Source organism: Sphingobium sp. HDIP04 (genome assembly GCF_000445085.1).
Lineage (GTDB): Bacteria > Pseudomonadota > Alphaproteobacteria > Sphingomonadales > Sphingomonadaceae > Sphingobium > Sphingobium indicum.
The window spans coordinates 1-11,389 of the sequence record NZ_ATDO01000065.1 but is presented as its reverse complement, the minus strand read 5'-3'; the positions used below and the strand labels follow the sequence as shown (position 1 = coordinate 11,389).

Genomic DNA, 11,389 nt, shown 5'->3' with positions numbered 1-11,389 from the left:
GGCAAGCCTGGACGTCGCCGCCGGCCTGCGGTCTGACCTCCTGCGCCGTCGTCCCGATGTTCGCCTTGCCGAACGCGGCCTGGCCGCGGCGACCGCCGATGTCGGGGTCGCGACGGCGGAGCTTTTCCCGCGCTTCTCGCTGATCGGCGGCATCGGGCTGCAAGCGCGGGAGCCGGGCGATCTCCTTTCCGACAGCAGCCTGCGCTTTCAGTTCGGCCCGTCGCTGCGCTGGCCGATCTTCTCTGGCGGGCGCATTCGTGCCCAGATCCGCGCGGCGGACGCCCGTGTCGAGGCCGCGACGGCGCGCTACGAACGGGCGGTGCTGACCGCGCTCGCCGACAGCGAGACGAGCATCAACCGCTATGCCTCGGCGGGCCTTGTCGGCGTCGAGCGCGCCGCGGCGCGCGACGCGGCGGCGGAGGCGGTCGAACTGGCGAGGCGACGGTACGCGGCGGGCGAGGAGGATCTGACCGCCCTGTTGCAGGCCCAGCTTGCCTACAGTGCGGCCGATCGCCTGCACGTGCTGGCGCAGGCGGCGCGACTGCAACAACTGGCCGCGCTCTACAAGGCGCTGGGCGGCGGCTGGGAAGCGGTCGGGAACGGGCCGGCCTGACGGCGCGAGGCATTTTGCGCCGCGTGGCCGTCCATCCCGTCACGCACGGCGCGCCGGCCGGATCTCTCCCTTGTCGCCTCAACGTCCTGCCGGGCTATGCCGACATGCCGTAGACCTGGCCGCCATTGACCATCAGCAACTGGCCGTTCACCCAGTTGCTCCAGGGCGTGCACAGCATGAAGATCGCGCCTGCCGCTTCGGCGGGCGTCGCCGGGCGGCCGAAGGGAACCGATGCGGGGATGCTGTCGACCGCCTTTTGCGAAAGGCCGAGCTGGATGCGCTCGCCGCCGAGTTCCAGCACATTATCCTCGCTTCGCAAGCCGCCCAGCCGCGTATCGACCGAACCGAAGCCCACCGCATTGACGTTGATCAGATGTTCGCCCCATTCCTTCGCCAGCGACTTGGTCAGCCCGACCAGCGCCGCCTTCGCCGCGGCGTAATTGGCCTGGCGGACGCTGCCCATCACGGCGGTCGAGGCGACATTCACGATCTTGCGGAACACCTCCCGCCCCGCCGCCCGTTCGGCCTGGGCGGCCTTGATCATATGCGGCGCGGCGGCGCGCAGGATGCGGAACGGCACGGTCGCGTGGATCGCGAGCATCCGGTCCCATTCCTCGTCCGTCATCCGTTCGGCGCGGGCATTGAGGACATAGCCGGCATTGTTGACGATGATGTCGATCGCGTTCCAGCGGTCCATCGTCGCCTCTATCAGCGCCTCCGCCATGCCGGGCTGGACGAGGTCGCCGGCGAAGACCATCGTTTCCCCTTCCACTTCCCGCGCCGTCCGCTCGGCCGCTTCGCGATCCGCGTCGCAGATCACGACGCGCGCGCCATGCTGGCACAGCAGTTCGGCCGTGGCGCGGCCGATGCCCCGCGCAGCGCCCGTGACGATCGACACCCTCCCTTCGACTATGCGCTCCATTCCGTCCTCCCTGCCATGGAACCGCCCCTCAAAGAAGCAATCCGCCGTCCACCACCAGCGTGTGCCCGATCACATAGGAGGCGAGGGGCGAGGCGAGGAACAGGGCGGCCGACCCCAGTTCCGAAGGCTGTCCCATCCGCCCCAGGGGAATCGCGGCAAGAGTGCGGTCCAGCCGCCCGGGATGGTCGGTGGTCACCTTCGTCAGCTTCGTCGCGACCATTCCCGGCGCGATCCCGTTGACGCGGATGCCGTCCGGCGCCCAGGCCTGGCCCAGGGTCCGGGTCAAGCCGATGGCGCCCGCCTTGGACGCGGCATAGGCCGGATTGCCGCGGTTCGCCTGATAGCCCGAAATCGAGCTGACGATGATCAGCGATCCCGCGCTGTCCCGAAGCGCCGGGCGGAAGGCGCGGGCGCACGCCATCAGGCTGTCGAGATTGACGCCCATCACCCTGTCCCAGCCGTCGCGTTCGAATTCGCCGCGCCCATATACCACGGTGCCTTGGCACAGGACGACGACGTCGACCGCGGGAATGTCGCGCGCCGCGCGTTCCACGCCGTCCCAGTCGGCCGCATCGACCTGGCTGTAGAGCAGTCCGGCCAGATCGCTGCCTTCGGACGCGGAATAGTCCGCCGCGTCCGGCCGCGTGCCCCAGACCAGCACCTGCGCCCCCGCGTCGAGGAAGGCGCGGGCGATGCCGTTGCCGATGCCGCTCGACCCGCCCACGACAAGCGCGGTCTTCCCCGTGAAGTCCAGCGGGTTGGCGCCGGTCATGCCATGGCCCCCGCGCCGTGGCGCTCCGCCGCGCGGGCCTGCTGCTCATGGCGGATATAGGCGGGGAACATGTCGCCGCACGGTTCGACATTCTTCAGGATTTCGCGGGCGAGCGTCACCTTGTGGACCTCCGTCGGGCCGTCGGCCAGGCCGATGTGGAAGGAGTTGATGACCCATTCCGCAAAGGGCATCTCATGGCTGAGGCCCAGCGATCCGTGGATATGCAGGGCGCGGGCGGCGATGTCGTGCAGCAGCTTCGGCATCGCCGCCTTGACCGCCGCGACATTGGCCCGGATGGCGCGCCAGTCATGCCCCTGGTCGGCAAGCCATGCGGTTTCCAGTATCAGCAGCCGGAACTGGCGAAGCTCTATCCAGGAATCGGCGATCTTCTCCTGCACCATCTGCTTCCTGGCCAGTTGCTCCCCCTTGGTGAAGCGGGAGACGGCGCGTTCGCACATCATTTCGAACGCGCGCGTCGCCTGGGCCAGGGTGCGCATCGCATGGTGCATGCGCCCGCCGCTCAGCCGGACCTGCGCCACGACGAAGGCGTCGCCGCGCCCGCCCAGCATATTGTCCGCCGGGACGAAGACCCGGTTCCAGCGCACATGCGCATGCCCGTCCTCCGGCTCGCCGTAAAAGCCGTAGTTCCGGACGATCTCTATGCCGGGGGAATCGGCCGGGACGATGAACATCGACATCCGGCGGTGCGGATCGGCGTCGGGATCGGTCACCGCCATGACGATGTAGAAGGCGGCCCAGCGGGCGTTGGAGGCGAACCATTTTTCCCCGTCCAGCACCCATCCGCCATCCACCTGCGTCGCGGCCATGCGCATGACCAGCGGGTCCGCCCCGCCCTGCGGCTCCGTCATGGAGAAGCAGGAGACGATCTCGTTCGCCAGCAGCGGCTCCAGATAGCGCTTCTTCTGTTCGGGCGTCCCGTAATGCGCCAATATCTCCGAATTGCCGGTGTCGGGCGCCTGCGCGCCGAAGACGATGGGGCCAAAGCGCGAGCGGCCGAATTTCTCGTTCATCAGCGCCAGCTTCAACTGGCCATAGCCCTTGCCGCCGAGGTCCGGTCCCAGGTGGCAGGCCCACAGGCCGCGCGCCTTGACCTTCGCCTGCAGGGGCCGGACCAGCCGCTGAAATTCCGGATCGTGGATGTTCCACTGGCTGCCCAGCAGATGGTCGAGCGGTTCGACCTCTTCCCTGACGAAATGATCGATCCAGTCGAGTTCGGGTTGAAACCCGGGATCATTGGCGAAACTCCAGCTCATGGCAGCTCCTGGATGCGGCCGAGGGCCCGTTGGAAAAGATTGATCGAGGTTTCGTGCATCCAGCGCGCGACGCCCATGTCGGCCAGGCCGCCGCAGGCGCGGGCGTAGCTGCCCTCCTGCAATATGCCGAGCTTGAAGCAGGCGAGGACGACGAACCAGTTGTAATGCGTCATGTCGCGGCCGGTGAGGGCGGCATAGCGTTCCACCAGTTCGGCTTCGGTGGGAAATCCCAGCCACGGTTCGACGGGCAGGCAGCCCGGATGGGAGCCGTCGGGGTCGGTCCAGGTGGCGAGCAGGCAGCCAAGGTCGATCAGCGGATCGCCGATCGTCGCCAGTTCCCAGTCGACGATAGCCAGAAGCGCCGCGCCGTCATGGGAAAAGAGGAGGTTGCCGACGTGGAAGTCGCCGTGGACGACGGCCGGCCTGAAGTCCCGCGGAAGATGGGCGTCCAGCCAGGCGGCGAGGCGTTCGGCGGCGGCAAGATCCCTGCGTCCGTCCCAGCCCGCATATTGATCGTAGCTGTCGAGCTGGCGCAGCCAGCGCGATGCCTGCCGCTCCAGGAAACCTTCCGGCCGGCCGAAGCCGTCAAGCCCGACGGCGGCGGGATCGACCGCCTGGAGCCTGGCAAGGGCGTCGACGATCTCCAGCCCCATGGCATGCTGCACGTCGGCGTCGCCGGCATGAAGATCGGGCATGCCCCGCGTCGCGGCGAAGCCGTCGACCGCCTCCATCAGGTAGAAGGCGGAACCGAGCGGCTCGCGATCCAGGCATGCGGCGACCAGCCGGGCATGGGGCACATCCGTGTCGGCAAGGGCGCCGAGCACGCGGATTTCCCGCTGGATCGTCTTGTCGCCGTCCAGATAGGGGTTGGGCGGAGGCCGCCGCAGGACATAGGAGCGGCCGTCCCGCACGAAGCGAAGCAGGATGTTCTGGGTGCCGCCCTGGAGCGCGACGGGATGCTGCAACGGCCCCCGGCCCAGGCCCTGCCCGTCCATCCACGACCTCAGCCGGTCGACCGGGACCAGGCGTTCCTGATTCCCGGCCCAATCCTCGGCCCAATCCTCGGCCCGCTCCCCGGCTGCGCCTGGCGGCGGCGTTTCGGACGGGAATCTCACCGCTTGCACATCCTCTCCTGCCTTTTCGGCCGCACCTTGGGTCCGCGCCGGGCCTTGGCGGCTCCGGCGGCTGGAATGGAGCGTAGGAGAGAGCCGCCAGCCAGTCCAATACGGAATTCTTGTGCTGGTGATAGGCAAGGCCTATCAACGTCCCCAGGCAGGCGGTGAAGAAGCCCATGGATCTGGATGCACGACCATATCGCTATTTTGTCACGGTGGCGGAGAAGCTGTCCTTCCGGCGCGCCGCCGAAGCGCATAACATCTCCCAGCCCGCCTTGTCCGCGCAGATCAGGGAACTGGAGCGCCGACTTGGATTCCCGCTGTTCACGCGCACCCGGCACAATGTGGAATTGACGGCGCAGGGAACGCTGTTCCTGGACAATGCCCGGCGCATCATCCTGGAAACCGCCCTGATCGGCCGCGCGGCCGAGGAAATCCGCCGCGACTGGCTGCGCGTCGGAATCGCGCACCACATGGCGGGGATTCCCGAACGGAACGCCCTGATCGACAGCTTCCTCGCGGCGCGGCCGGACAACAGGCTGCGCATCCATGGCCGGGCGCCGGCCCAGCTCTATCAGGAACTGGCGGACGGCATGATCGAGGTGGCGATCAACCTGGAAGTGGCGGGATCGGGCGCATCGCGTTCCGCCGTGGAAACCGGGATGGCGGACGAATTTCCCCGCATCGTGCTGGGCAGGCGGCCCGTGGCGCTGGCCGTCCCGCCCGGCCATGCCTTCCATGGCGTCGACGCGGTCGCCCTGTCGCAGCTTGACGGATGCCGGATCGGATCGCTCAGCCGCGCCCATGGCGTCCGCCTGTCGGAGGTGATCGCCAGGGGGCTTCGCCAGGCCGGGGCCGAGCTTGTGAACCTGCCCGAAGGCGATGCGCCCGCGCTGATCCGCTATGCCCCGATCTTCGGCATCCCGGTCATATCGCTGGGATGGTTCGCCATGCCGGAGGAAAGGGAGGGCGGGCGATTGAAGCAGGTCGCGGTCGAGGGGTTGGGCATCGAGACGGAACTGGTCGCCATCCGCAGCCGTCGACCGGCCCGCGCCGCCGTCGATCGTTTCTGGGATCTCATGAAGGAAGGCGCGGGCGATGCGGCCGGGGCGCTGCCTCAGGCGGGCGTCACGCCGGTTCGACCGTCAGAACCGAACCCTCCGCGCCCGTCACCCTGACCCTGGCGCCCATCGGCGCGTCCGGGCCGCGGCAGGACCAGACGCCGTCCCCCACCTTCACACGGCCCCGGCCATTGTCGATCGGCTCGACCACGGTGACGACCTCTCCCACCAGCCGGGCGGCGCGGTCGTTGAGCAGCGGGTCTTGCGAATCCACCGGATTGGCCGTGTACCAGCGCCGCCCGCCCCAGACCGACAGGAGGCAGAGGCCCGCGAACAGCAGCAGTTGCAGCGGCACGGAAATCGGGAAGGCAAGCGCGACAAGGCCCGTCACCGCGGCCGCCAGCGCGACCCAGATCAGGAACACGCCCGGTATCACCACCTCGCCCATGGCGAGCAGCGCGGCGAAGACCAGCCAGCCCCAATGATCGTCCAGCATGGCGAGCCAGCCGGTCATGCCCGCGTCCATCACGCCGGGGCCTGTCCGAACGGGCCGCGGCGGGGCGGCGCGGCGGGCGGCGGGGGAGGCGCGCCTTCGCCCAAGGCCTCCTTCGCCAGCGCGCCGATGCCGCCCAGCGTGCCGATCAACTGGGTCGCCTCGACCGGGAAGAGGATCGTCTTGGCATTGGGGGAGGTGGCGAACTGGCTCACCGCCTCGACATATTTCTGGGCGATGAAATAGTTGATCGCCTGCGCATTGCCGCTGGCGATGGCTTCGGAGACCATCTGGGTCGCCTTGGCCTCCGCCTCCGCCTCGCGCTCGCGGGCTTCGGCGTCGCGGAAGGCGGCTTCGCGGCGGCCTTCGGCTTCCAATATCTGGCTCTGCTTCTGCCCTTCCGCCTTCAGGATTTCCGATGCGCGCAGGCCCTCCGACTCCAGGATCAGGGCGCGCTTTTCGCGCTCCGCCTTCATCTGGCGGCCCATGGCGTTGACGATGTCGGCGGGCGGGCGGATGTCCTTCAGCTCCACGCGGGTGATCTTGATGCCCCAGGCGTTGGTGGCGTGATCCACCACCGACAGCAGGCGGGCGTTGATCTCGTCGCGCTTCGACAGGGTCTCGTCCAGGTCCATCGACCCCATCACCGTGCGCAGGTTGGTGGTGGCGAGCTGCATGATCGCGACATAGAGTTCCGACACTTCATATGCCGCCTTGGCCGCGTCCAGCACCTGGAAGAATACCACGCCGTCGACCGACACCATGGCGTTGTCCTTGGTGATGATCTCCTGCCCCGGAATGTCGACCACCTGCTCCATCATGTTGATCTTGCGCCCGACGGCGTAGAAGAAGGCGGGGTAGAAGTTGAGGCCGGGGCGCGCCACTTCGGTGAAGCGGCCGAAGCGTTCGATGGTATATTGATAGCCCTGGCGCACGACCTTGACGCTCACCGCCAGGTAGAACAGCACCAGCAATGTCACCGTCAGCGCGAATGTCGTCAGCATGCCTGCACTCCCCCAGAAATCCGCTTGGACTATGACGCGAAATCATGAATGGGGAAAGGCAAAGGAGTATCGTCATGTTGTTGCGCCACGCCCGATCGCTGCTGTTCCTGCCCGCGTCCAACCCCCGCGCCATCGCCAAGGCGCGGACGCTGCCCTGCGACATGGTGATATTGGACCTGGAGGATGCGGTGCCCGACGACCGCAAGGAGGAGGCGCTGGGGAACGCCGTCGCTGCGGTGGCGGAGGGTTTCGGCGGACGGCTCTGCGCGGTGCGCATCAATGTGGAGGGCGCGCCGACGCACGGGCGGGAGATGGTGGCGCTGAAAGGCTCCGCCGCCGATTATGTGGTGCTGCCCAAGGTGGAGAATGCCCGCCAGGTGAAGGACGTGTTCAGCGTCTGCCAGAAGCCGGTGATCGCGATGATCGAGAGCGCGGCGGGCGTGCTGGCGGTGCAGGCGATCGCATCGGCGGAGGGCTGCGCGGGGCTGTTCATGGGCAATAACGACCTGCGGCAGGATCTGGGGATACCGCCCTCGGCCGGGCGGGAAGGGCTGGCCCTGTCCCTGCAGTCCGTCATGCTGGCGGCGCGGGCGGCGGGCATCGCCGCGTTCGACGGCGTGTTCAACCGGCTGGACGACGAGGCTGGCTTCGAAAGCGAATGCGCGGCGGGGCATGCGCTGGGCTTCGACGGCAAGACGCTGATCCACCCCAGCCAGGTGCCGGTCGCCAATCAGGTGTTCGGTCCGGACCCACAGGCGGTTGCCGATGCGCGGCGGCTGATCGAGGCGGCGACGGGCGGGGCCGAGCGGTTCGAGGGACGGATGATCGAGAGCATGCATGTCGAGGAAGCGAGGGCGCTGATCGCCAGGGCTGACGCGGTGTCGGGTTAGGCGGTGTCGACAAACCTGGAGTGGGGGAAATGGCCAATCGCTGACATCAGTTTTCCGTCACCCCGGACTTGATCCGGGGTCCCGCTTTCTTGTCTGAGCGCCCGCCTCGTCCAAGGCAGCGGGACCCCGGATCAAGTCCGGGGTGACGAATAGGGGGAGCGGTGACGAATAGGGGGAGCGGTGACGAATAGGGGAATGGCCGCTTTCCACCCAAATCAGCCATTCGGCGCGTTCTGAACTTGTCCGCGTCGTTTCACTTCGCCGGCTTGCGGAAGCGCAGCGTCATCCGGTCGCTTTCCCCTATGGCGAGATATTTCGCCTTGTCGACCTCTCCATGGCGCAGCGTCGGGGGCAGCGTCCAGACGCCCTTTTCCCAGTCGGCGCTGTCCTTGGGATTGGCGTTGATCTCCGACGATCCGGCATATTCGAAGCCGGCCGCTTCGGCGAGGCGGCGGACGGTCGAGACCTTGAGGTAGCCGCTGGTCTTCTCCCGCGCCGTGTCGCGCCCTTCGGGCAGGCGGTGGTCGACGATGCCCAGCGTGCCGCCCGGCTTCAGCAGGTCGTAAAAGGCCTTGAACGTCGCCGCTTCCGTCCCGCCCATCACCATATTGTGGACATTGCGGAAGGTCAGCAGCGTGTCGACGCTGCCCGCCGGAATGAGGCCGGTCTGGTCCGGGAAGGGGACGACCTTCACCTTGCCGTAGACGTCCGGCTTTGCCGCGAGGAACGCCTTGTAGCCGTCCAGCGAGCGGCCGGTGGGCTGGAGCGCGTAGAAGGTGCCCTTTTCATGCAGCAGCGGCGCCAATATTTCCGTGTACCAGCCGCCGCTGGGTGCATATTCGACGACGGTCTGGTTCGGCTGCACCCCGAAGAAGGCGAGCGTTTCGGCCGGATGGCGATAGGCGTCGCGGGCGACATTGGCGGGGGTGCGGCTGGGCGCGGCGATGGCGGCGGCGATCGGATCGGCCGCTTGGTGATGGTGCGCATGCTGGGCGGCGAGGGGAAGCAGCGGCAGGGACAGGCCGGTCAGCAGCAGGGCGGCGCGGGCTAAGCGGTTCATTGGCATTCCTCTTTTCCTGGGGATGTCCGATGTGCCCGCGATGCAGGCCGCGCGCAAGCGTGCCGGCGGGAAAATCCGTCCGCCGGCAACAGATTGTTACGGAATGCGCTTTGCGGGCCGGTGCCTACAGGCAGGCTTCCAGGAAAGGCTGGTCGAAGCCGAACTGGCGCGCCTTGTCCAGCGTATAGGGACGCAGGCCCATGGAGCGATATTCCCCGATGATCTTCCCGCTGTCGTCCTCGTCATGATATTCGAACTTGAACAGTTCCTGGGTGACGATGACGTCGCCTTCCATGCCGATCACCTCGGTCACGTTGGTGACGCGGCGCGAACCGTCGCGCAGGCGCTTCACCTGCACGATCAGGTCGACCGAGTCGGCGATCTGCTTGGAAATCGCTTCCTTGGGAATCTTGATGTCGCCCATCAGGATCATGTTTTCCATACGGCCCAGGCACTCGCGGGGCGAGTTGCTGTGCAGCGTGCACATGGAACCGTCATGGCCGGTGTTCATCGCGGCGAGCAGGTCGAAACACTCCGCGCCGCGGATTTCGCCCAGGATGATGCGGTCGGGACGCATGCGCAGGGCGTTCTTGACGAGGTCGCCGATGGTGATGGCGCCCTGACCCTCCAGGTTCGGCGGGCGGGTTTCCAGCGGCAGCCAGTGCGGCTGTTGCAGGCGAAGTTCCGCCGCGTCCTCGATGGTCAGCACGCGCTCGCCCGGATCGATCATCTTCGACAGGGCGTTGAGCATGGTGGTCTTGCCCGAGCCGGTGCCCCCCGAAATCACGATGTTGAAGCGGCAGGCGCCCGCGATCTTGAGTGCCGTGCACATCTTCTGGCTCATCGCGCCCCATTGGGCGAGCATGTCGAGCGTGATCGGCTTGGCGGAGAATTTACGGATGGAGATGGCGGTCCCGCGCAGGGACAGCGGCGGCACGATGACGTTGACGCGGCTGCCGTCGGGCAGGCGGGCGTCGGCCAGCGGCGTCGTCTGGTCGACGCGGCGGCCGACCTTGTTCACGATGCGCTGGGCGATCTGGAACAGATGCTCCTCGTCGCGGAACTTGATCGGCGCGATCTGGAGCTTGCCCTTCTTTTCGATATAGGTCTGTTCCGGGCCGTTGACCATGATGTCGCTGACGTCGGGATCGGCCAGCAACTCCTCCAGCGGGCCGAGGCCCAGCAGCTCGTCCACCAGCACCTTTTCCAGCGCGAACTGTTCGCGGCGGTTGAGGGTCAGCTTCAGTTCCGCCAGCACCTCCATGATGATGGGCCGGAATTCCTCGGCCAGTTCATCCTTGGTCAGCGTGGCGGCGGCTTCGGGGTCGACGCGCTCCAGCAGGCGGGGGAGCACCTGCTCCTTGATCTTGTGGACGGAGGCTTCGAAACCCTGCGGCCCGGCATCCGCGGCATGTTCGGCATTGGCGCGATCCGACAGGCGCTGCATCGCGTCGGCGTTGCGCTGCATCTGGCTGGTGGGGGCGGAGAGCGGGTCGAGCGGCGCTTCCGGAGGCAGGGCCGTCATGTCCAGGGGGGGGAATTGATCGCCGCCCTTGGCCTCTTCCCTGGGCGCCCCGCCTTGCATGGGGCGAGCAAGGCCGAAGCCGGGCTTTATGCCCGAAGGTCCATTTTTACGTCCGAACGCGCTCATGATTCTCCGCCGAAATGATGTGCATCAGCCATGCCTGTTAAAGGTGAATAGCGCGGAAACTTTGATAAATGGCTAATGCGGAGGGGATGGCGGGGCCGTGGCGACGCCTGGTTCGGCTTCGCATGATCAGCGCCGAATCGAAGCGGATTGCTTTCGTTCTGATGGAGCCGCCGACCAAAAAGGCCGCGTTCCGATGAGGAGCGCGGCCTTTTTGGGATCAGCGGGGCGGTCGGGCTGTCGATTGGCCTGTCAGCCGGCATGCTCCGCAAGGACGGTGAGGCCCTTTTCGTTGACTTCGGCAAAGCCGCCGCGGACCGGGATCACTTCCGGCGCGGCGCCGGCGCTGGCGAAAACCTGGATCGCGCCGTCGCGGACGGTCGACATGAAGGGCGCGTGGCCCTCCAGCACGCCGAAGTCGCCATCGGTGCCGGGGACGACCACCTGATAGACCTCTTCCGAGCGGACGAGCTTTTCCGGGGTCACGAGTTCGAAATGCAGTGCCATCTTTGACTCTCCCCCCTCCCGCAAGCGGGA

General features: G+C 67.2%; 12 protein-coding genes. 3 read left to right on the top strand and 9 right to left on the bottom strand.

Going from position 1 to position 11,389, the window contains the following annotated elements; all coding sequences use genetic code 11:
* On the top strand, positions 1-613 hold a 613-nt coding region (locus L286_RS31105), incomplete at its 5' end, for a TolC family protein (RefSeq protein WP_021223216.1).
* 94 nt (positions 614-707) lie between these two features.
* Here the strand turns inward: L286_RS31105 and L286_RS31100 are convergent.
* Genes L286_RS31100 through L286_RS31085 form a run of 4 tightly spaced genes read right to left on the bottom strand, consistent with a single transcriptional unit; the run spans position 708 to position 4,705 of the window.
* Positions 708-1,535, bottom strand: a complete 828-nt coding sequence (locus L286_RS31100; protein WP_021223215.1) for an SDR family NAD(P)-dependent oxidoreductase — start codon at positions 1,533-1,535, stop codon at positions 708-710.
* A 28-nt stretch (positions 1,536-1,563) separates the two neighbouring features.
* Positions 1,564-2,307 carry an SDR family NAD(P)-dependent oxidoreductase gene (locus tag L286_RS31095; protein ID WP_007683636.1) on the bottom strand — a complete coding sequence of 248 codons (744 nt, stop codon included), beginning with the start codon at positions 2,305-2,307 and terminating at the stop codon, positions 1,564-1,566.
* Entirely contained in the window at positions 2,304-3,581 is a 1,278-nt protein-coding gene (locus L286_RS31090) for an acyl-CoA dehydrogenase family protein (RefSeq protein ID WP_007683637.1), read from the bottom strand. Before L286_RS31090 ends, L286_RS31095 begins: the two co-directional genes overlap by 4 nt.
* On the bottom strand, positions 3,578-4,705 hold the full coding sequence (locus L286_RS31085) for a phosphotransferase family protein (RefSeq protein WP_238559303.1): 1,128 nt from the start codon (positions 4,703-4,705) through the stop codon (positions 3,578-3,580). Before L286_RS31085 ends, L286_RS31090 begins: the two co-directional genes overlap by 4 nt.
* 167 nt (positions 4,706-4,872) lie before the next feature.
* Between L286_RS31085 and L286_RS31080 the strand changes: the two genes are divergently transcribed.
* Positions 4,873-5,874, top strand: a complete 1,002-nt coding sequence (locus L286_RS31080) for a LysR family transcriptional regulator (protein WP_021223213.1) — start codon at positions 4,873-4,875, stop codon at positions 5,872-5,874.
* On the opposite strand, the gene L286_RS31075 is transcribed toward L286_RS31080, so the two are convergent.
* Together L286_RS31075 and L286_RS31070 are read right to left on the bottom strand one after the other, a co-directional pair.
* Positions 5,825-6,283 (bottom strand): NfeD family protein, encoded by a 459-nt coding sequence (locus L286_RS31075; protein WP_013040866.1) that lies wholly within the window; start codon positions 6,281-6,283, stop codon positions 5,825-5,827. The genes L286_RS31080 and L286_RS31075 overlap by 50 nt on opposite strands.
* Positions 6,283-7,254 carry an SPFH domain-containing protein gene (locus L286_RS31070; protein WP_021223212.1) on the bottom strand — a complete coding sequence of 324 codons (972 nt, stop codon included), beginning with the start codon at positions 7,252-7,254 and terminating at the stop codon, positions 6,283-6,285. The genes L286_RS31075 and L286_RS31070 overlap by 1 nt, the downstream gene beginning before the upstream one ends.
* Positions 7,255-7,328: 74 nt before the next feature.
* On the opposite strand from L286_RS31070, the gene L286_RS31065 reads away from it, so the two are divergent.
* Complete coding sequence (locus L286_RS31065) at positions 7,329-8,144, top strand: HpcH/HpaI aldolase/citrate lyase family protein (RefSeq protein ID WP_021223211.1); 816 nt, start codon at positions 7,329-7,331, stop codon at positions 8,142-8,144.
* 253 nt (positions 8,145-8,397) lie between these two features.
* Here L286_RS31065 and L286_RS31060 read toward each other — a convergent pair whose 3' ends face one another.
* The 3 genes from L286_RS31060 to L286_RS31050 form a co-directional block, all read right to left on the bottom strand.
* The gene (locus tag L286_RS31060) at positions 8,398-9,204 is read right to left on the bottom strand and encodes a class I SAM-dependent methyltransferase (protein WP_007683645.1); all 807 of its coding nucleotides are present in this window, start codon (positions 9,202-9,204) and stop codon (positions 8,398-8,400) included.
* Between the two features lie 124 nt (positions 9,205-9,328).
* Positions 9,329-10,855, bottom strand: a complete 1,527-nt coding sequence (locus L286_RS31055; protein ID WP_013040865.1) for a CpaF family protein — start codon at positions 10,853-10,855, stop codon at positions 9,329-9,331.
* A gap of 249 nt (positions 10,856-11,104) precedes the next feature.
* Positions 11,105-11,359: an ATP synthase F1 subunit epsilon gene (locus L286_RS31050; protein ID WP_007683647.1), complete on the bottom strand. Its 255-nt coding sequence runs from the start codon at positions 11,357-11,359 to the stop codon at positions 11,105-11,107.
* Positions 11,360-11,389 lie beyond the last annotated feature (30 nt).

Coding starts and splice junctions, on each gene's coding strand:
- L286_RS31080 (WP_021223213.1), top strand. CDS start 4,873: ATGGATCTGGATGCACGACCATATCGCTATTTTGTCACGGTGGCGGAG.
- L286_RS31055 (WP_013040865.1), bottom strand. CDS start 10,855: ATGAGCGCGTTCGGACGTAAAAATGGACCTTCGGGCATAAAGCCCGGC.
- L286_RS31090 (WP_007683637.1), bottom strand. CDS start 3,581: ATGAGCTGGAGTTTCGCCAATGATCCCGGGTTTCAACCCGAACTCGAC.
- L286_RS31075 (WP_013040866.1), bottom strand. CDS start 6,283: ATGGACGCGGGCATGACCGGCTGGCTCGCCATGCTGGACGATCATTGG.
- L286_RS31050 (WP_007683647.1), bottom strand. CDS start 11,359: ATGGCACTGCATTTCGAACTCGTGACCCCGGAAAAGCTCGTCCGCTCG.
- L286_RS31065 (WP_021223211.1), top strand. CDS start 7,329: ATGTTGTTGCGCCACGCCCGATCGCTGCTGTTCCTGCCCGCGTCCAAC.
- L286_RS31100 (WP_021223215.1), bottom strand. CDS start 1,535: ATGGAGCGCATAGTCGAAGGGAGGGTGTCGATCGTCACGGGCGCTGCG.
- L286_RS31070 (WP_021223212.1), bottom strand. CDS start 7,254: ATGCTGACGACATTCGCGCTGACGGTGACATTGCTGGTGCTGTTCTAC.
- L286_RS31060 (WP_007683645.1), bottom strand. CDS start 9,204: ATGAACCGCTTAGCCCGCGCCGCCCTGCTGCTGACCGGCCTGTCCCTG.
- L286_RS31095 (WP_007683636.1), bottom strand. CDS start 2,307: ATGACCGGCGCCAACCCGCTGGACTTCACGGGGAAGACCGCGCTTGTC.